The following is a 19365-nucleotide window of genomic DNA, read 5'->3' as shown; positions in this document are numbered from 1 at the left end:
GAACTATAGCCGAACGCCTATGCTTCGAGCGATCTGACTGACACGTTTCGCATCACCGGGGAATGGCTGGAAGGAATCCTCATGACTGAACAAGCACAGAAAGTCGCCCTCGTGACCGGCGCGGGCAGCGGCGTGGGCCGTGACACCGCTCTTTTGTTGGCCGACGCGGGGTACGCCGTCGCCCTGGTCGCCCGCACCGAGTCGAAGCTGCAGGAAGCGGCCGAGTACATCCGCAGCGAGGGGCCGGAAGACGCCGAGCTGCTGGTGCTGCCCACCGACGTGAGCGACTCCGCGGCGGTGGATCAGATGGTCCAGGCCGTCCTCGACAAGTTCGGCCGGATCGACGCGATCGCCAACTGCGCGGGTTCCGCCCCGCTGCAACCGATCGCGCAGATGACCGACGAAATCATCGACGCGGCGTTGGACGTGAACCTCAAGTCGGTGTTGTACGTGACCCGCGCTGCCTGGCCCGCGTTCCGCAAGCAGAAGCAGGGCGCGATCTGCAACATCTCGTCGATGGCGAGCATCGACCCGTTCACGGGGTTCAACGTCTATGCGGCGGCGAAAGCGGGGGTCAACCTCTTCACCAAGGCGACCGCCGACGAAGGCAAGCGGTTCAACGTTATCGCGGCGGCGATCGCGCCGGGGGCGATCGAGACGCCGATGCTGCGGGACAATTTCCCGACCAACGCCATCCCCGAAGACAAGACGCTCGACCCCCTGGTCGTGGCGGGCCTGGCCCGGGACATCCTGACCGGGCAGCGAGAGATCACCCCGGGGGAAACGATCGTGCTGCCGAGCCCGTGAAGCCGTATCACGAAGCTCCGTGGTTCATCGCGGACCTCAGGGCCGGTGTCCTTCGGCTTTAGGGGGCCAACCCTTTGCTCGACGAAATCTAACGGTGGCCGGACGTTACAATCCCTCTCATGCGGATTCTGCTGACCAATGATGATGGCATCGACGCCCCGGGCCTCGCCGCGCTCTACCGAGCAATCGAATCGCTGGGCGAGGTCCACGTGATCGCTCCGGCGCTGGTGCAATCGGCCACGAGCCACGCCGTGACGTTTCACCGCCCGATCTCGGTCGAGAAACGCGGGCTGGGTTACGCCGTGTCCGGACGCCCCGCCGACTGCGTAAAGCTCGGCCTCCACGCGTTGGTCGAAGAACCCGTCGACCTGGTCATCAGCGGCATGAACTCGGGCGCCAACGTCGGCATCAACGTGCTCTATTCGGGCACCGTCGGCGCCGCCCGCGAGGCCAACTTCAACGGCATCCCCGCCATCGCGGTCAGCCTCCACATCGGCGACTGGGAGCACGACCACTGGGACCGCGCCGCCGAGCACGCCCGCCGCACGATCGATCAGCTCATCACCGGCCCGATGGACGGCGACACCCTGCTGAACGTCAACGTGCCGGTCCTCGACGAAGGCGCCGAGCCGGTGGGCGTTAAGGTCGCGCCGGTGTCGCTGAGCAAGATGGTGGTCGACTACGAGCCGGGCACGGACGACGCGGGCAACCCCACCTACCGCGTGTGCAACACGATGACGTTCGCACAACGCGAGCCCGACACCGACGTGGCCGCGTTGTACGACAAGTACATCACCGTGACGCCGCTACACTTCGACACGACCTGCCCGACCAATACGCCCGCCTGGGCCGAGCTCTTGGGGGACTGATCCCGTGGCGATGCCCACCCAACCCTTCGACCCGGTGCTGGAGCTCAGCGACCTCGTGGACGGCGGCGACGCCTCGGCGATCGCGGCGTTCCTGCACGACCTGCCGCCCGAAGAGACGCCGTACACCATCTCGCACATCACCGAAGAGCGGCGGACGCAGATGTTCTCGCTCCTGGCCGAGTCCGAGCCGGAGTTCGCCGCCGACCTGATGGAACACTTCGACGATGCGCACGCCGCGGACATCGTCGGGGACCTCGAACCCGAAACCGCCGCCGCCATCGTCGACGAGATGGACTCCGACGAACAGGCGGACGTGCTCGGCGAACTGCCCAGCGAAGACGCCGAGGCGATCCTCGACGAGATGTCGCCCGAAGAGGCGATCGACGCCCGTCGGCGGATGCGCTACGACGAAGACACCGCGGGCGGCCTGATGATCACCGAGTACCTTGCTTATTCGGTCGATCAAACCGTCGAGGCCGTCGCCGACGATCTGCGCGAGCACGGCGACGAGTACGGCGAGTACGAAGTCCGTTACATCTACAGCGTCGATGCCGACCACAAACTCATCGGCACCGTCCCCATGCGTCGCCTGGTCATGTCGCCGCGCGGCACGCATGTGTCCAAGCTGATCCTTAGCGACCCGATTGTGGTCACGGTCGATACCCACGTCGACGAACTCGAAGACCTCTTCGACCGGATCGACTTCTCGTCGGTCCCCGTGATCGACGAAGCGCACAAGCTCGTAGGCGTGGTTCAACGCCACGCGGTGCAGGAAGCCCGCGGTGAGGCGGCCGAGGAAGACCTGGCCAAATTCGGCGGTATCGTCCGCGGTGAGGAATTGCGGTCGATGCCACTGGCGTCGCGGGCCGGTAGGCGTTTGTCGTACCTGCTGCCGATCTCGGGGCTACTGATGCTCTCGGCCAGCGTGATCCACTTGTTCATCGAAACCGTCGAACAGGTGCCGGTGCTGGCGATGTTTCTGCCGGTGGTCGCGGGGTTGTGTGGCAGCGGCGGCGGGCAGGCCGTGGCGGTGAGCATGCGGGAGATCTCGCTGGGCCTGATCAAGCCCGCCGACTTGATCACGGTGATGGGCAAAGAGGCCGCGGTGGCGTTCATCGACGGCGTGATCCTCGGCGTCGTCCTGTTTCTGATCGTGTGGATCTGGCAGGGCAGCCCGGTGATGGGCCTCGTCGTGGGCGGGTCGGTGCCGCTGGTGCTGATCACCGCGAAGATCACCGGGGGTTGCGTGCCGCTCTTGCTGCGAAAAATCGGGCTCGACCCCGCGATGGCGTCCGGGCCGGTCGTGACCACCGTGGTCGATCTGGTGAGCTTCCTGGTGGTGCTGGCGCTGGCGACGATGATGCTCGCCAGCCTGACGACTCCGACGACTTGAGTGATGAACCATGAGTAGCGAATCGACCGCCCAACACCGTGCCGCCGCCGCCGAGCAACGCGCCCGCTGCGCCGTCCTGACCGTCAGCGACACCCGCACCAAAGACACCGACAAAGGCGGCAAGCTCATCATCGAGCAACTCGAAACCGCGGGGCACGAGATCGGGGCGTACGAAATTCTTCCGGATGAGCCGACCGCCATCGAGCCGCAGCTCGCCGACTGGCTCGCCGCCCAACCGCCCTTCGACGCGATCATCACCACCGGCGGCACGGGCATCGCCTCGCGTGACACCACCGTCGAGGTCGTCCGCCGACACCTCGACAAAGAGCTCGAAGGCTTCGGCGAACTCTTCCGCATGCTCAGCTGGGACGAGGTTGGCCCCGCCGCGATGCTCTCCCGCGCCGTCGCCGGCCTGGCGGGCGAGACCCTGCTCTTCACCCTCCCCGGTTCGACCAACGCCGTGGGCCTGGCGATGTCCAAGCTGATCATCCCCGAACTGCCCCACCTGATCTGGGAACGGGCACGCTGAGGACTGCGGTGATCCGCAAAAAATGCGTATTTCAAAAAGGTTAATTCGTTCAACAACGAAGCGAACCGGTGCCGGTGTATTGCGTGCAGAGCCAATTAGGTCCGGAATTGAGTTTAATCCGGCCACGGTTATCCATCGGCCTGAGATTCATATCTGGCTTGTGAGGTGTCAATTACGATTCGCATCCCCATCAGGAGCGACCGCTCACAGGGGCAATTTGAGGTTTTGATCCAAGGTTTTTCATGTCCGGGTTGACACAAGCCGATTAAGGTATTTAAATATCTTTTATTATCTAAATTAGTGGAGCCCGCCCCATGCAAATGTCCAACACCGTCGAATACGCCCTGAGGGCGGTGGTGTGGCTGGCGGACAACCCCGAAGAGTCGCACACCAGCAGTTCCATCGCCGACGCCACGAAGATGCCCAGCAGCTACCTCTCGAAGATCCTCAAGAGCCTGTCCCACGCGGGCATCGTCTACGGGCAGCGCGGCGTCAAGGGCGGCTACACGCTGGCCCGCGACCCCAACGGCTTGTCGATCCTCGAAGTCGTCAACGCCGTCGAGCCCGTGCAGCGTATCCGGGCCTGCCCGCTGGGCCTCGAAGCCCACGGCAAGAACCTCTGCAACCTCCACCGCACCCTCGACGACGTCATGATCGACATCGAAAAAGCCTTCGCCAACCACACCATCGGCGAGATGCTCAAGAAGCCCAACCGCGTCAAACCCCTCTGCGGGCTGACCGTTCAGGGCAAGAAATCACTCCCCAACGACCGATCCACCGGCATCCGGCGGTAAATCGCCGCGCCATCGTTTCACTGAACCCGACCTCCCAACATCCTCCGAGACGCCTCCGATGAACACGCTTGCCCCGGAAACCCCGGCCGAGAACCCCGAGCCCCGAATCGATAAAGGACATCTAGATCGATTTGCCTATAACGACAAAATCGTTCGCATGTTCCTCTGGGCCACCATGCTCTGGGGGCTGGTCGCCTTCCTCATCGGCCTGATCCTCGCGGTCGAGCTCCCCGTCCCCCAGCTCAACGGCGGCATCGAGTACATCACCTTCGGCCGGCTGCGTCCGTTGCACACCAACGCCGCGATCTTCGCCTTCGCGGGCAACGCCATCTTCGCGGCGATCTACTACTCGACCCAGCGCCTCTGCAAGGCCCGCATGTGGTCGGACCTCCTGGGCAAGCTCCACTTCTGGGGTTGGCAGCTCATCATCGTGAGTGCCGCGGTCACGCTGCCGCTGGGCATCACCCAGGGCAAGGAATACGCCGAGCTCGAGTGGCCGATCGACATCGCGATTGCCGTGGTCTGGGCGGGCTTCTTCGGCGGCAACTTCTTCATGACGCTGATCAAGCGGCGTGAGCGGCACATGTACGTCGCGCTTTGGTTCTACATCGCCACGATCGTCACCGTCGCCATCCTCCACATCTTCAACAACCTCTGGGTCCCGCTCGTCGCGTGGGGAATGCCCGGCAACCCGTTGAGCGTGCTTAAGAGCTACCCGATCTACGCGGGGGTCCAGGACGCGATGATGCAGTGGTGGTACGGCCACAACGCCGTAGCGTTCTTCCTCACGACGCCGTTCTTGGGGCTGATGTACTACTTCCTGCCGAAGGCGGCGCAGCGGCCGGTGTTCTCGTACCGCCTCTCGATCCTGCACTTCTGGTCGCTGGTGTTCATCTACATCTGGGCCGGCCCTCACCACCTGCACTACACCGCCCTGCCCGAGTGGGCGTCGTCGCTGGGCATGGTCTTTAGCCTCATGCTCTGGATGCCCTCGTGGGGCGGCATGATCAACGGCCTGCTCACCCTCCGCGGGGCGTGGCACAAGGTCACCTCCGACCCGATCCTCAAGTTCTTCGTCGTCGGCATCACCTTCTACGGCATGGCGACCTTCGAGGGCCCGATGCTCTCGATCAAAGCCGTGAACTCCCTGTCGCACTACAACGACTGGGGCATCGGCCACGTCCACTCCGGCGCCCTGGGCTGGAACGGCTTCATGGTCTTCGGCATGGTGTACTGGCTCGCCCCCAAGCTGTTCCAAACCAAGGCCATCGACGTCAAGCTCGCCAACCTGCACTTCTGGCTGGCGACCGTCGGCATCCTGCTCTACGTCATCTCGATGTACGTCGCGGGCCTGACCCAGGGCCTGATGTGGCGGGCCATGACCCCCGAAGGCCAGCTCGCCTACCCCGACTTCGTCGAGACCACCACGAAGATCATCCCGTTCTACTGGATCCGCGTCGGCGGCGGCCTGCTCTACCTCGGCGGTGCGGTGGTCGGCACGTACGCCCTGTACAAAGCCTGGAAGCAGCGCCCCGAGAAGTACGACGAGCCGGTGATCGAAGCCGCCCCGCTCTCCAAGGAGTTCGAGCGTGAGGTCAAGCCCGTGTCGACGCTCGACGGTGTCGTGCCCATCGCCCAGAAGCTCGACGTGTGGAAGACCATGTGGTGGCACCGCACCTGGGAACGCATGCCCGTGAAGTTCACGGTGCTGGTGATCGTGGCGGTGGTGGTGGCCTCGCTGTTCGAGATCATCCCGACGTTCGTGATCCGGTCCAACGTGCCCACGATCGCCTCGGTCACGCCCTACACCCCGCTGGAGCTGGCCGGCCGCGACATCTACGTCGCCGAGGGCTGCTACAACTGCCACTCGCAGATGATCCGCCCGATCCTCAGCGAGACCAAACGCTACGGCGACTACTCCAAGCCCGGCGAATCCGTCTACGACCACCCCTTCCAGTGGGGCAGCCGACGCATCGGCCCCGACCTGGCCCGTGAGGGCGGCATCCGGACCCACTCCTGGCACATCGCCCACCTCGACAACCCACGCATGGTGCCCGGCTCGATCATGCCCGCCTACCCGTGGCTGATGAAAAAGAAGATCGACTTCAAGTCCATCCCCTTGCGGATGAAGGCCAACCGCGCCGTCGGCGTGCCCTACACCGACGAGCAGATCGCCTCGGCCATCGAAGACGCCAAGAAGCAGGCCCAGGAGATGCACGAGATCTTCCTCGATCAGAACGTCGGCCCCTACGTCTCCAACAAAGGCGAAGGCGAACCGATCGACCTTTCTGACCGTCAGGCCATCGCCCTGGTCGCCTACCTGCAGCGGCTCGGCACCGACCTGACCAAGCCCGCCCCCGCCCCGGCCGAGGAAGAAGCCCCCGCGACCGAAGAAGAAACCGTTTCGGCTGAACCCGCCGAACAGCTCTCGGAGGCCAACTAATGGGAAAGTTCAAAGAGATCTTCGAGTCGACCTCGGCCGACGCCTTTTCCAGCATCGCGCTGGTCATCTTCGTCGCCGTGTTTCTCCTCGTGACCGTGTGGGTGCTGACCCGCAAGAAGAAGACCGTGGACCGCTGGGCGTCGATGCCCCTGCACGATGACCCCGACGACATCGTCGACGACCGTTCCCAACCCAAACCCCAAGACTGACCCAACGACTCGCCCCGTGCGACCCACACCAGGTAACCGACCATGCCCGAAACCAAACCCGAATCCGAAGCCGGCCACATCCCCGACGATCCCTTAACCGGCCACAACTACGACGGCATCCAGGAATACGACAACCCCACCCCGGGGTGGTGGACCTGGCTCTTCGTGGCCTCCATCTTCTTCGCCCCGCTCTACCTGATCGTAGCTGCGGGCGTCCCGACCCTCTTCGGCTACGAAGAGTCCTACGAGGCCGCCCAGACCGCAGCGCTCATGGAGCAGTTTGCCACGCTCGGCGAGCTCTCGCCCGACGAAGCGACCCTCGCACGCTTCGCGCACAACCCCACCCCCGACGACGCCAAGTGGCTCGGAGCCGGGCAATCCATCTACGTCGCCAACTGCGCCGCCTGCCACGGCGGCAACGGCGCGGGTGTCTCCGGGCCCAACCTCACCGACGACCACTACCTCAACATCAAAGACGCCTTGGGCATCATCAACGTGATCAACAAGGGCGCGAACAACGGCGCGATGCCCGCCTGGGAAAACAAGCTCCAGCCCAACGAGATCGTGCTGGTCAGCGCTTACGTCGCCTCGCTCCGCGGCCAGAACCTGCCCAGCCCCCGCGTCCCCGAGGGCGAAGTCATCCCGCCGTTCTTCAGCGAACAGTGATGTGATTCCGGGTACTGCTCTCCTTCCTAGAGGGAGGGGCAGGGGGAGGGTGCTAAGACGCAGCGACGTCGCGGCGAATGGCAAGGCCATCCCCCTCCTCTAAACCCTAGCGTGACAAACCCATGGCCACCTCCAACGAAAACCTGCTGAACCCCGAAGAGCGGGTCCTCTCCACGCTGGAGGCCGACGGCAAACGCAGGTGGCTCCACCCGCGTCTATCCAAGGGCAAGCACTGGCAACGCCGACGCCTCATGGCCTACGGCCTGATCGCTTTCTTCACCATCGTCCCCTGGCTTCGGTGGAACGGCCAGCCGCTGATCCTGCTCGACATCCCCAACCGCAAGTTCCTGATCCTCGGCACCACGTTCCTGCCCACCGACACGCTGCCGCTCGCGCTCGCGATCCTCATCATCTTCCTGACGATCTTCTTCCTCACCGCGGTGCTCGGCCGGGTGTGGTGCGGGTGGGGCTGCCCGCAGACGGTGTACATGGAATTCGTCTTCCGCCCCATCGAGCGCCTGCTGCACGGCCGTAAGGGCGTCGGCGGCAAACCGCGAAAGTCCATCGCGCCGTGGCGCACCGTGCTCAAGTACGTGATCTTCCTGGTGATCTGCGCGCACCTGACCAACACGTTCCTGGCCTACTTCATCGGCACTGACAAACTCACGCAGTGGATCTGGACCAGCGCCCCGTGGGAACACCCTGGGCCGTTCTTCCTGTTTGTGGGCATCACCGCGTTCATGATGTTCGACTTCGCGTATTGGCGCGAACAGCTCTGCATCATCGGCTGCCCCTACGGCCGGTTCCAGAGCGTCATGCTCGACCGCCAGTCGCTGATCATCAGCTACGACCCGCAGCGCGGCGAGCCCCGCGGCAAGCCGCGCAAAGCCAAACGCGGCCAGGACGTCGCGCTCCCCGTCGTCGGCGACTGCGTCGACTGCAACCAGTGCGTCGACGTCTGCCCCACCGGCATCGACATCCGCGACGGTCTGCAACTCGAATGCATTAACTGCGCCCAGTGCATCGACGCCTGCAACGACGTGATGGCCCGCTTCGATCGCCCGCTGGGCCTGATCCGCTACGGCTCGCAGGACGCCATCGACCGCAAACCCACGCGCATCCTGCGCCTGCGCGTCGTGCTGTACCCGATCGCCATCTGCCTGCTACTGACCGGGCTGTTGGTGTTCCTGTTGAACAAGCCCACGTCGGATATCGAGGTGCTGCGCACGCTCGGCCGGCCGTTCTCCGTGACGCCCGAGGGGCTGGTCGACAACACGCTGCGGGTGAAGATCACCAACCGCACCGACGAAACGCGCGACTACCGCTTCGCCATGCCCGCACTCGCCGAGGCCCAGGTCATCACCGGCCAGGACACCCTCACCCTCGAGCCCGGGGACACCCTCACCCAACCGATCCGCGTGGTGCTGCCCTTCGAATCGTTCCGCGGCGGCCGACTCCAAGCCACCCTGCAGATCACCGACGACCAAGACACCGCCTTCGACCACAAGCTGACGCTGCAGGGCCCGACCGCCAAACCAGGCACATCCACCCGCCCACCAACCCACGAGAACAACGATGAATGAGACCACCCCTTCCAACGCTGCATCCATCAAGGGCCGTGTCCGCTGGCCGCTGATCGTGGTCGGCCTTCTCGCGGGCCACGCAACGCTGATCATCACCGCAGTCACCTTCGCGGTGGGCGGCTCGGGCCGGGGTGTGGTGTCGGACTACTACACCAAGGCCGTGGACTTCGATCAGCACAAGGCCGAGCTCGCCGCCAGCGCCGAACTGGGTTGGGAAGTGAGGCTCACGCCCGGCTCGTTGGTCGATGAGCAGGGCCAACGCCTGATCACCGCCACGCTGTCCGACGCGTCTGACTTGCCGATGGATGGCGCCACGATCAACCTCCGCCTCACGCGCCTCGCCGACGGCCGCGTGATCGAGACCGAATTCCTGCCCAACGCGGATCGAGCCGGTGCATACCAAACGGCGGCAGATTGCCCCGCCCCGGGCTGGTACGTGGCCGACCTCGTGGTTGAACACGACGGCCAACGCTTCATCCAGAAGCATGAAATCCAGGCCCGCGGTGGAGTCGCCCTCTTCACGGAGGACGGTGCGTGATCACCACGCTGGTCATCGCGGTCTTCCTGGCCAGTGTGCTGGGCTCCCTGCACTGCGTGGGCATGTGCGGGGCTTTTCTTGCGCTCGCCTTCACCGACGTCCCCGAGTCGGGGCGGTGGCGGGTGTCCGTGGCGTATCACGGTGGACGTCTCGTGTCGTACACCGCCCTCGGCGTCGCGGCGGGCACGGCGGGGTCGCTGCTCGACCTCGGCGGCACCCTCGCGGGCATCAACCAGATCGCCCTGCCCCTCGCGGGCATCACCGTGATCGTCTTCGGCGTCGTCGGCCTGCTCCGGCAACGCGGCGTGTCGATCCAACGCTTCCATCTGCCCCCCGCGTGGTCGGGACGCGTGCATCGGCTGCAGAGCCTGGCCATCCAGATGCCCTCGACCCAACGCGCCGCGGCCATCGGCATGCTCACCACCCTGCTGCCCTGCGGCTGGCTCTACGCCTTCGCCGCCACCGCGGGCGGCACCGCCAGCCCGCTGCTCGGCGGACTCGTCATGGTCGTGTTCTGGAGCGGCACTCTGCCCGCGCTCGTGTCGTGCGGCGTGGGCGTTCAAGCGTTGGCGGGGCGCTTCGGCAAACGACTACCCGAGTTGACCTGTGTCGCGTTGATCGTGTTCGGCGGCCTCGCGGTGTTCAGCCGATCGCAGTTCGACATCCCCGACCTCACCAGCCAGGCCTGGGCCGCCCACGGGCAGACCGCCAGCGCTTTGGCTTCGCAAAGCGAAGGCGAGACATCTTCCATCACGCTCGACCCGCAAACCGGATTGCTCATCGAACCCAATGAATTGCGATGCCACGGCAGCTCCACCCGGGAGGCGCAGCCGTGAGCACCCTCGCGTCCCCGCCAACCCCTTCGTCTCTCTCCACGTCGGCCACCGAGCTCGCCCAGGAAGTCGCTTGCGACCACTGCGGCCTGCCGGTGCCCGACGGCCTCCAGGTCGCGGGCGCGGAGCAGCAGTTCTGCTGTTCGGGCTGCGCCAGCGTGTATCGGATGATCCACGGCTGCGACCTCGGGCGCTATTACGAACTGCGCGATGCACTGCCCGCCGACCGTCAGGGGCCTCTGGCCGAGCCCGCGTCCAATCGCTACACCACGTTCGACGACCCCGCGTTTCTCGACACCCACGCACAGCCGCTGACCGATGGGCTCATGCAGATCGACCTGCGTCTGTCGGGCGTGTACTGCGCTGCCTGCGTCTGGCTCATCGAACGCCTGCCCCGCGTCTGCCCCGGGGTGATCGAAGCCCGCCTGAGTCTCCGCCAAACCGTCGCACGCATCACCTGGGACCCCACGCAAGTCGCCTTGTCACAAGTCGCGCTGGCGATCCACCGCCTGGGCTACCCGCCCCACCCCGCGGGCGAAGCCGATGCCCGGACCGCGCGTCTCGAGGGCGAGCGCAAGATGCTCATCCGCGTTGGCGTCGCGGGGGTGTGCGCCGGCAACACGATGCTGTTGGCGGTGGCGTTGTACATGGGGCTGATCGACGGCATGGCCGACGAGTTCCAGACCTTCTTACGCTGGGTCAGCCTCGGGCTCGGGGCGATTTCGTTGTGCTGGCCCGGGGCATTGTTTTTCCGAGGCGCGTGGGCGGGGCTGCGCACGCGACACGTCACGCTGGACCTGCCCATCGCGCTGGCCCTGGGCGTCGGCGGGATCGCGGGGATGTTCAACGTCGTCCTCGGCCGGGGCGAGGTGTACTTCGACTCGCTGTGCGTGCTGGTTTTTCTCCTGCTCGTGGGGCGTTATCTGCAGATGCGGCAGCAACGCCGAACAACCGACGCGGTGACGCTCATGCAGTCACTCACGCCCGTGGGCTGCGCGGTGTGGCGCGGCGGCGAGTGGGTCGAGCTGCCCCTCGAAGCGATCACGCCCGGCGACCGGGTGCGTGTGCCCAGCAACGAACGCCTGCCCGTGGACGGCGTCATCGTGGCGGGGCAATCCTCCATCGACACCGCCTCGCTCACCGGCGAGTCACGCCCGACTTCCATCGGTATTGGCGACGAGGTCTTCGCGGGCTCGCAGAACGTCGGCGCTGCGATCGAGATCGACGTGCAAGCCGTGGGAACCGAGACACGCCTGGCCCGGCTGATGGAAGACGCCGCGGCGGGTGTGGCGGCCAAGCCCACGATCGTGCGCCTCGCCGACCGCATCGCGGGGGTATTTACCGTGTGTGTCATCGTGCTCGCCGCCGCCGTCTTCAGCGGGTGGTGGGCGGCCGTCGGCCTCGAACCCGCGATCAACCACGCGGTGGCACTGCTGATCGTGGCGTGCCCGTGTGCGCTGGGCCTGGCGACACCGTTGACGCTCGCACTGGGCATCGGCGTCGCGGCACGGCGGGACATCCTCGTCAAAGACGTCGCGGTGTTCGAGAAACTCGCCAAGGTCCTACCCGACCGCCCAGGCGTCCTCGCCCTCGACAAAACCGGCACCCTCACCCGCGGTGAACTCCGCGTCGTCGCCTGGGTGGGCGACGATGACGCAGCACTGCAAGCCGACGTCGGCAACGCCGAACGCGACGCCCGCCACCCCGTCGGCCGGGCACTGCGCGAAGCCTACGCCGCTGAATCTGTCGACGACCTCGTCCCTTTCACCCACATCGTCGAAGACCCGCGTGGCGGCCTGATCGCCGAACGCGAAGGCTCCACACTGCGCCTCGGCAACGCCCGCTTCCTCGCCGCCCACAACCTCACCATCGACCAACACTGGATCGGCCGCGCCGCCCCGTATCAACAACACGGCGCGTCACTGGTGTGGGTCGCCGTGAATGACCACATCGCGGCATTCGTTGCCTTGGAAGACACGTTGCGTGACGACAGCCCCGCCGCGACGCACGACCTCGCCGAGCAAGGCTGGTCCTCGGCCATCCTCTCGGGCGACCTCACGCCCGCCGTCCGCCGCGTCGCGGATCATTTGCACACCCACGAACAACACGTCCACGCCGAACTCGCCCCCGAAGACAAAACGCAGCTCGTCGAGCGTTACCGCGAACCTGGCCAGACCGTGCTCATGGTGGGGGACGGAGTGAACGACGCCGCCGCACTCGCCGCCGCCGACGTGGGGCTGGCCGTGCAAGGCGGAGCCGAGGCCGCGATGGCCGTCGCCGATGCGTACACCGCCCGCCCCGGACTACGGCCCGTCGTCGAACTCGTCGCCCTGAGCAAATACACCGTCCGCCTCATCCGGCAGAACCTCTGGGTGTCGCTGGGCTACAACGCCACGGCCGTGGCCCTCGCCGCAGCGGGCTTGCTCACGCCTTGGATCGCGGCGATCCTGATGCCGATCAGCTCGCTGACCGTGCTCAGCCTGGCCGTGTCACGCCTGAGTCGATGGAAAGGATCGCCGTCATGTCCGTGATCTACCTGATGATCCCGCTGGCCATCGTCCTCGCCGCCGCCGCGTTGTGGGGGTTCATCTGGTCGGTCAAGAAGGGCCAACTCGACGACCTCGACACGCCGCCGAAGCGGATGCTCTTCGACGACGAAGACTAGCGCATTCCTATGGCGCCCGTAGCGTCGGGTTTAATCCCCCTCCCTTGAGGGAGGGGTTAGGGGAGGGTGTGAAACCTCGCCCCAAACCGCGGTGCACACACACACACACCTCGGCACCCTCCCCCGGCCCCTCCCTCAAGGGAGGGGAGAAGAAAGAACGCCACGGGCAAGTCGCTCTGCCTAGGCTCACCCCTCATCCCTCAATCCTCACCCCTCAAATTCACGTCCGCCACGGCCCGGTGATCGCCAACGTGATCCCGTCCGCCTGCACATTGGTAAACAGCGTCGTGCCGTCCGGGCTGAAACAGCTGCCGGCAAATTCGCTGTGGCTCAGCAAGTTCCGCGCGAGCTTGTACACCTCGCCGTGGGGCGTCACGCCGACCAGGTCGTTCTTCGTCTTCGCGTCTTCGCTCAGCACCAGGTCGCCCCACGGCGCGACGGTCACGTTGTCACAGTTCTCCACCAGCTCGTGGTCGTTCGGCTCGAGGAACAGCTCCAGCTTGCCGGGGAAGCGTTCTTCCTCGGGCTGGCCCTCGACCCGGCTGGGCACGTAACGCCAGACCTGGCCCTTGCGGTTCACCCCGCCGGTGGTGCAGGCGAAGAACACGCTCTGCCGGCCCCACCACATGCCCTCGCCGCGGGCAAACCGTGCCCCGCCATTCGCGAACACCTGGTGGCGGAGGTCGTCGCCCGGCGAGGTCACGTCTTCGACATCGATCCAGGTCACCTCCATCGGCTCGAGTAGCGGGATACGCACCGAGCTCCCCGCCGCGGCGTCCATCGCGGTGAACGACGCCGACGACGTGTAACCCTTGGCTTCCTCCTCGCTGATCGCCTCGAGCCAGTTGCGGGTGTCCAGGCTCGGCTGGTCACGCACCATCAGCGCCTGCAGCCGACCGCCGTCTTGCAGCTTGCCGGGCGTGTTGGGGATGAAGCGGTAGATGCAACCGTCTTGCCGGTCTTCGGTCTGGTAGACGATGCCCGTCGCCGGATCGACCGCAACCGCCTCGTGGTTCATCCGGCCCATGTCGGTCAGCGGCACCGGGTCCACCGCGCCGACGTTCACCGACGCGGGCACCTCGAAGTTGTAACCGTGGTCCTTCTCGATCACGCCGCCGGCCCGCGTGACCGTTTCCTCGCAGCTGATCCAAGAGCCCCAGGGCGTTGGCCCGCCCGCGCAGTTGCGCTCGGTGCCGATCAGCGACATGTACCGCACCGACACGTTGCCGGTCTTGGTGTTGTAGACGTGGGTGCTGGTCCCGCCGAGCCCGGGGTTGCGCCCCTTGCCGTAGTCGTACACCTTGGTCTTGTCGATCTGCGTCATCTTCTCGAGCGACCAGCCGAACGGGCCCATGCGGTAGCGACGCGGGTCGACCTCGTGGTTGACGATGAGGATGGTTTCCTCGGGCTTGCCGCCGGGCACCGCGAACGCCGCCGAGCCGTCGGGCTTGCCGGGGACAAAGAGCCCGTCGTCCATCTCCTGGCCGAGGCGGGCGATTACGCGATACGAAAACCCCTCGGGCAGATCGATCACCCCCTGCGGGTCGGGCACCAACGGCCCGTACCCAAACGCCTGCCCCGCCGCCTCCCCGGCCGCGGCCTGCCCCACCCGGCTCAAACCCACAAACCCGGCAGACACCGCCGCGGCGGCCTGCATGAATTGGCGACGAGATACTTCTGGTTCTTGCATAGACCTATTTTAGTTGCCCCCGGCCGCTTGTCCCGCCCACCTCAAGAAATTCACACCCCCCTAACGCACTCCCGCTGCGGCATGAAGGCTGCTTTTTCTACTGATCACGATTATTATCGCTGCCGCACTCAATTGAACCAGGTAAGCGATTTAGCCGACTTTGTTCCACGCATTCACATAACTCACTCATTCGAGCGAAGAAGCGACACGATTTTGCAAAAGAAATTGATTCGAAGTCATGCGGGTTAATCGGCTTGCGGGATGTCTTCCACGTGGGTCAGCGCCGCTTCCAGTGCTTCGAGTCGGTTGTCGCGGAAGGCGAGTTCGCCCGTGCCGGTCTTGTCGATGCTTTCAAGTCGGATGCGCGTCTTGCCCGAGGCGCCGCCGATGTAGACCGGCAGCTCCGCCTTGCGCGCCTCAAGCACCACGTTCTCCAGCGCCAGCGCGATCGTCGTCGAGAGGATCGGCACGTCGTGCAGGTCGATGATCAACGCCTTGCCCTGCTTGCTTTCGATGGCGTCGTGTTGTCGGGCGATGGCTTTGGCGACGCCGAAGATCATCGGGCCGCTGAGGTACAGCAGGATGATCTGGCCCTTGCCGCGTTCAAACAGCTCGCGCTCTTCCGGGCTCAGCGGCAGTTCCGCGTCGCTGGTCGTGATCGTGCGGATGTCGGCCGATTGCAGCTTCGACAGCCGATCAATTGTCAGGACGTTTGCGATAAACACGCCTAGCCCCACCGCGATGACCAGGTCGACGAAAACGGTGAGCCCCATCACGCCGTACATGATCAGCGTGGCGGAGCGTGACACGTGGTGCACCCGCTTGAGGAAGCTCCAGTCGAGGATGTCAAAGCCGACCTTGAACGCGATCGCAGCCAGAACCGCCATCGGCACAGACTCGAGCAGCGGCGCCAGCACCAGCACCACCATCAGCAGCAGCAACGCCCGGACCACGCCCGCCGCCGGGGAGCGTGCGCCCACTTGGATATTGACCACCGTCCCCATCGTTGCGCCCGCACCGGGCAGCCCGCCGAAGAGCCCGCTGAACAGGTTGCCGACGCCCTGACCGATGAGTTCGCGGTTCGAGTCGTGGTGCTTGCGGGTCAGGCTGTCGGCGATCATCGCGGTGAGTAGCGAATCGATGCAGCCCAGCAGGCCCAGGATCATGCCCTCGATCAGGATGATCCTCAGCTGCTCCTGAGAGAAAACGGGGATCTGGAAGTCGGGCAGACCCATCGGGATCTCGCCGATCCGGTTCAGGTCGGCCGAGGCGAAAAACGTCAGGCTCGCCACGCTGCCGATCACCAGCGCCAAGAGGTGCGGCGGGCAAAACTTCCGCCACGCCTTGGGCATCGCAAACAACACCACCAGCGCCAGGATCGCCAGCGACGCCTCGGGCCAGCGAATCCCCGCCGCCATCTCCGGCAGAGCGGTCACCACGCCCACCGCCCCGCCGCCCGGCGAAGCCTGCCCGGTCAATGGTCCTAACTGCATGAGGATGAGCAGCACCCCGATGCCCGACATGAAGCCCGAGATCACGCTGTAGGGCATGAGTGTGATGTATCGTCCCAGCCGAAAGATCCCGAAGCCGATCTGCGTCAATCCCGCCACCACGACCACGGCAAACGCCATCGCCAGCCCGTTCTCCGGGTCCGCCGCGATCAGCGTCGTGATCACCGCCGTCATCACCACGGTCATCGGGCCCGTCGGCTCGGAGATCAGCGTCCGTGTTCCGCCAAAGAGCGCCGCGAACAGGCCCACGAATACCGCGCCGTACAGCCCCGCCTGCGGCCCCGCTCCCGACGCCACGCCGAACGCCAGGGCCAACGGCAACGAGATCACCGCGGTGGTCACGCCGCCGAACAGATCACCGACCCAATTGAATTCGCTGAAGCGTTTGTCGGGGTCCACGATTTTTCGCCAAACACTCGTCATGCGCACGCATGGTAGCCATGTTTCCCGTGCTCGGCAGACGCCTGTGCCGGTCCGCGATAATCACGGCAGCCCCCGTAGGTCAGGTCTTCGACCTGACGCCGTATATCTGTGCGTCGCATTGCGCAGTGTCTAGGTGTCCGCGTCAGGTCGAAGACCTGGCCCACACCTCACGCCGCTTCCGAGGTTACGCCGTGGCCGTCTCGCCCTCGGCGTTCTTCCGCTTGGCGATCTCCTCGCGGATCTCGTGGCTTCGCTCTTCGGTTAGGTCGTAGCCCAGCATCGCGATAATCGCGATCAGCGTGCCCAGCGACGGCAGGATGATGTAGGCCAGCCGCATCCCGCGCATCGCTTCGGGGGTCTGGGTGGCCGCCGACTCGTCGAAGCCGACCCACGCCATGATCAGCCCGCCGCCCAGGCCCGCGATGGCGAAGCCGAACTTGACCATCCACCAATACACCGCGCCGAACGCCCCCTCCCGCCGCGAGCCGGTGTTCAGTTCGTCGAGGTCGCAGACGTCAGCCGTCATCGACATCATGATCGTGAACAGGCTGCCGATGCCGAACGAGAACAGCGGCAGCGGCAGGAACAGCAGCCACGGGTTATTCGGGTTGAAGCACCACCAGAAGCTCAGGTACCCGAGGATCGAGACCGCCTGCGAAATCACAAAGGCGTTCTTCTTGCCGAGCTTTTCCGAGAGGAACGTCACCACCGGGATCGCGAGGAAGCAGGTCGTCAGTGCGCTCACCGTGCCGAACCACGTCGGCCAGGTGTCCGAGCCCTCCGGCCCGGTCACGCCGTTGAACATGTAATGCACGATGATGAAGAACGAAAAGCCCGCGACCGTGTTGAACGCGTTGAACACGAAGAACGTCGCGATGCAGATCCGCACGAACGGCTTGCACTTGAACGTCGCCACCACGCCCCGCAGCAGGCTCGCCAGGTTCTTGCCCAGGTTCGCCAGCGACAGGTCTTCCTGCTTGCTCGGGTCGACCGGCTGGGTCTTGCAGAACACCGCCGGCACCATCGCCATCAACATACAACCCACGCCCACCCAGATCGCCAGGTTCCGCGCCCCCGCCACCGGGTCCGCCACGCTCGGATCGTCCTCGCTCGGATAGATCGCCGGGTCGTACAGGATCACCCAGAACCACGGCACGATCACCCACGCCCACTGCCCGATCCACTGCGCCACCGCCATCAGGCGGGTCCGCTCGTGGAAGTTGTCGCTCATCTCGTAGCCCATCGCCACGTACGGCGTCGCGAAGATGGTCAGCCCCAGATAAAAGACAAACGCAAAGATCAAAAAGTACGTGAAGTTGTACGTCTCGCTGTTCGCCGGGTCGATCTGCCACATCAGGATGTAAGCGATCCCCGCCACCAGCGCCCCGATCAAAACGTAAGGCCGACGCCGCCCCCAGCGCGACTTGGTGTTGTCCGACACAAACCCCATCACCGGGTCGGTCAGCGCGTCCGACAGCCGGGGCAGGAAAAACAGGATGCCCCACAACACCGGGCTCATGCCCAAGCCCTGCACCAGCACCACCATAAAGATGCCCAGCGCCGCCGGGAACATCTGGTTCCCCAGCATCCCCACCCCAAACGCGATCTTCTGTGACAAGGCCACCTTCTCGTGGGCCACCGCCGGTTCGGATGATTCGGTCAACGCAAGCTCCTGGATGAAACAAAGAGATGAACAAAACTGAAACGATCGGACACGCATCTTAGCGAGACGGCCCGTCGGCGAAACCTTTGCGTGCGAAAAATTCCGCATTTTTACGGGTTTTATGGCGAAATTGCTGGAACATCGTTCCAAGCCTAGAGCTTTCTCTTCGTTGACTAATTTGGGCAAATTTTGGAACACCGTTCCGGCCAGCCAGCTTTGCATTACAACGCGGCCTGTAGGTCAGGTCTTCGACCTGACGCCCCCCACGCATCACCACGACGCCCTGCGTCTGACCTACGAACATCAACCCCAAGCCCTGTAGGTCAGGCATGCCTGCCTGAAACCCGAGCCACAGAAACTCCACGTCAGGCAAGCATGCCTGACCGACAGAAATCTCCCCGCGGGCAGTCCAAGCCCCCAAGCCCCCAACACCCAAGCCCCCAAATTGCCAAAGAGCGAACGCTCGGCCCACGGCCGACGCGTGCAACGGCCCACACGCCTGCCGATCTCGAAACCTGCCGTCGTCCTCGACCCGCGTGTTGGGGGTGGCAACGCGATTACGCCACAGTCCATCGTGTCTGTTGTCGGCAAGGTGACTCACCGACGAACGCCGAAACCCCCACGCTTTAAGAGCGCGAGCCCGGCCCTCCCGGCGTGCCCGAGACGATGGTCCTTGCCTGTCACCACCGCCCCGCCACCGGGTGCCGATATCTGCCTGTCATTAGGGGGTACCACGCCGCGTTTGTGCG

At 65.0% G+C, this 19365-nt stretch carries 16 protein-coding genes; 13 read left to right on the top strand and 3 right to left on the bottom strand.

Features of this window, described 5'->3' with window-relative positions; translation table 11 throughout:
- Positions 1-81 precede the first annotated feature (81 nt).
- The 13 genes from HNQ40_RS16815 (at position 82) to ccoS (ending at position 13329) form a co-directional block, all read left to right on the top strand.
- Positions 82-807, top strand: a complete 726-nt coding sequence (locus HNQ40_RS16815) for an SDR family oxidoreductase (RefSeq protein ID WP_184678979.1) — start codon at positions 82-84, stop codon at positions 805-807.
- A gap of 119 nt (positions 808-926) precedes the next feature.
- On the top strand, positions 927-1676 hold the full coding sequence (gene surE, locus HNQ40_RS16810; RefSeq protein WP_184678978.1) for a 5'/3'-nucleotidase SurE: 750 nt from the start codon (positions 927-929) through the stop codon (positions 1674-1676).
- A gap of 10 nt (positions 1677-1686) precedes the next feature.
- Complete coding sequence (gene mgtE, locus HNQ40_RS16805) at positions 1687-3069, top strand: magnesium transporter (protein WP_184678977.1); 1383 nt, start codon at positions 1687-1689, stop codon at positions 3067-3069.
- 10 nt (positions 3070-3079) lie between these two features.
- The gene (locus HNQ40_RS16800) at positions 3080-3598 is read left to right on the top strand and encodes a MogA/MoaB family molybdenum cofactor biosynthesis protein (protein WP_184678976.1); all 519 of its coding nucleotides are present in this window, start codon (positions 3080-3082) and stop codon (positions 3596-3598) included.
- A gap of 314 nt (positions 3599-3912) precedes the next feature.
- Positions 3913-4392, top strand: a complete 480-nt coding sequence (locus tag HNQ40_RS16795; protein ID WP_221435596.1) for an RrF2 family transcriptional regulator — start codon at positions 3913-3915, stop codon at positions 4390-4392.
- Between the two features lie 58 nt (positions 4393-4450).
- Complete coding sequence (ccoN, locus tag HNQ40_RS16790) at positions 4451-6835, top strand: cytochrome-c oxidase, cbb3-type subunit I (protein ID WP_184678975.1); 2385 nt, start codon at positions 4451-4453, stop codon at positions 6833-6835.
- On the top strand, positions 6835-7044 hold the full coding sequence (locus HNQ40_RS16785; RefSeq protein ID WP_184678974.1) for a CcoQ/FixQ family Cbb3-type cytochrome c oxidase assembly chaperone: 210 nt from the start codon (positions 6835-6837) through the stop codon (positions 7042-7044). The genes ccoN and HNQ40_RS16785 overlap by 1 nt, the downstream gene beginning before the upstream one ends.
- Positions 7045-7086: 42 nt before the next feature.
- The gene (locus tag HNQ40_RS16780) at positions 7087-7710 is read left to right on the top strand and encodes a cbb3-type cytochrome c oxidase N-terminal domain-containing protein (RefSeq protein ID WP_184678973.1); all 624 of its coding nucleotides are present in this window, start codon (positions 7087-7089) and stop codon (positions 7708-7710) included.
- A gap of 122 nt (positions 7711-7832) precedes the next feature.
- A complete protein-coding gene (ccoG, locus tag HNQ40_RS16775; RefSeq protein ID WP_184678972.1) occupies positions 7833-9293 on the top strand; it encodes a cytochrome c oxidase accessory protein CcoG in 1461 nt (486 codons plus the stop codon).
- Complete coding sequence (locus HNQ40_RS16770) at positions 9286-9831, top strand: FixH family protein (RefSeq protein WP_184678971.1); 546 nt, start codon at positions 9286-9288, stop codon at positions 9829-9831. The genes ccoG and HNQ40_RS16770 overlap by 8 nt, the downstream gene beginning before the upstream one ends.
- Positions 9828-10667, top strand: a complete 840-nt coding sequence (locus HNQ40_RS16765; protein WP_184678970.1) for a sulfite exporter TauE/SafE family protein — start codon at positions 9828-9830, stop codon at positions 10665-10667. Before HNQ40_RS16770 ends, HNQ40_RS16765 begins: the two co-directional genes overlap by 4 nt.
- The gene (locus HNQ40_RS16760) at positions 10664-13195 is read left to right on the top strand and encodes a heavy metal translocating P-type ATPase (RefSeq protein WP_184678969.1); all 2532 of its coding nucleotides are present in this window, start codon (positions 10664-10666) and stop codon (positions 13193-13195) included. Before HNQ40_RS16765 ends, HNQ40_RS16760 begins: the two co-directional genes overlap by 4 nt.
- Entirely contained in the window at positions 13186-13329 is a 144-nt protein-coding gene (gene ccoS / locus HNQ40_RS16755) for a cbb3-type cytochrome oxidase assembly protein CcoS (protein WP_184678968.1), read from the top strand. Before HNQ40_RS16760 ends, ccoS begins: the two co-directional genes overlap by 10 nt.
- 220 nt (positions 13330-13549) lie before the next feature.
- Here ccoS and HNQ40_RS16750 read toward each other — a convergent pair whose 3' ends face one another.
- From HNQ40_RS16750 to HNQ40_RS16740, 3 genes are all read right to left on the bottom strand, one after another.
- Complete coding sequence (locus HNQ40_RS16750) at positions 13550-15019, bottom strand: alkaline phosphatase PhoX (protein WP_184678967.1); 1470 nt, start codon at positions 15017-15019, stop codon at positions 13550-13552.
- Between the two features lie 245 nt (positions 15020-15264).
- On the bottom strand, positions 15265-16953 hold the full coding sequence (locus HNQ40_RS16745) for a SulP family inorganic anion transporter (RefSeq protein ID WP_184678966.1): 1689 nt from the start codon (positions 16951-16953) through the stop codon (positions 15265-15267).
- Positions 16954-17137: 184 nt separating this feature from the next.
- Positions 17138-18616, bottom strand: coding sequence for an MFS transporter (locus HNQ40_RS16740; RefSeq protein WP_221435594.1), 1479 nt, complete (start codon positions 18614-18616; stop codon positions 17138-17140).
- Positions 18617-19365 lie beyond the last annotated feature (749 nt).

The sequence above is a fragment of the Algisphaera agarilytica genome, assembly GCF_014207595.1.
In the GTDB taxonomy this organism is placed as follows: domain Bacteria; phylum Planctomycetota; class Phycisphaerae; order Phycisphaerales; family Phycisphaeraceae; genus Algisphaera; species Algisphaera agarilytica.
This window is presented reverse-complemented; position numbering and strand designations above follow the sequence as displayed.

Coding starts and splice junctions, on each gene's coding strand:
- HNQ40_RS16815 (WP_184678979.1), top strand. CDS start 82: ATGACTGAACAAGCACAGAAAGTCGCCCTCGTGACCGGCGCGGGCAGC.
- surE (WP_184678978.1), top strand. CDS start 927: ATGCGGATTCTGCTGACCAATGATGATGGCATCGACGCCCCGGGCCTC.
- mgtE (WP_184678977.1), top strand. CDS start 1,687: ATGCCCACCCAACCCTTCGACCCGGTGCTGGAGCTCAGCGACCTCGTG.
- HNQ40_RS16800 (WP_184678976.1), top strand. CDS start 3,080: ATGAGTAGCGAATCGACCGCCCAACACCGTGCCGCCGCCGCCGAGCAA.
- HNQ40_RS16795 (WP_221435596.1), top strand. CDS start 3,913: ATGCAAATGTCCAACACCGTCGAATACGCCCTGAGGGCGGTGGTGTGG.
- ccoN (WP_184678975.1), top strand. CDS start 4,451: ATGAACACGCTTGCCCCGGAAACCCCGGCCGAGAACCCCGAGCCCCGA.
- HNQ40_RS16785 (WP_184678974.1), top strand. CDS start 6,835: ATGGGAAAGTTCAAAGAGATCTTCGAGTCGACCTCGGCCGACGCCTTT.
- HNQ40_RS16780 (WP_184678973.1), top strand. CDS start 7,087: ATGCCCGAAACCAAACCCGAATCCGAAGCCGGCCACATCCCCGACGAT.
- ccoG (WP_184678972.1), top strand. CDS start 7,833: ATGGCCACCTCCAACGAAAACCTGCTGAACCCCGAAGAGCGGGTCCTC.
- HNQ40_RS16770 (WP_184678971.1), top strand. CDS start 9,286: ATGAATGAGACCACCCCTTCCAACGCTGCATCCATCAAGGGCCGTGTC.
- ccoS (WP_184678968.1), top strand. CDS start 13,186: ATGTCCGTGATCTACCTGATGATCCCGCTGGCCATCGTCCTCGCCGCC.
- HNQ40_RS16750 (WP_184678967.1), bottom strand. CDS start 15,019: ATGCAAGAACCAGAAGTATCTCGTCGCCAATTCATGCAGGCCGCCGCG.
- HNQ40_RS16745 (WP_184678966.1), bottom strand. CDS start 16,953: ATGACGAGTGTTTGGCGAAAAATCGTGGACCCCGACAAACGCTTCAGC.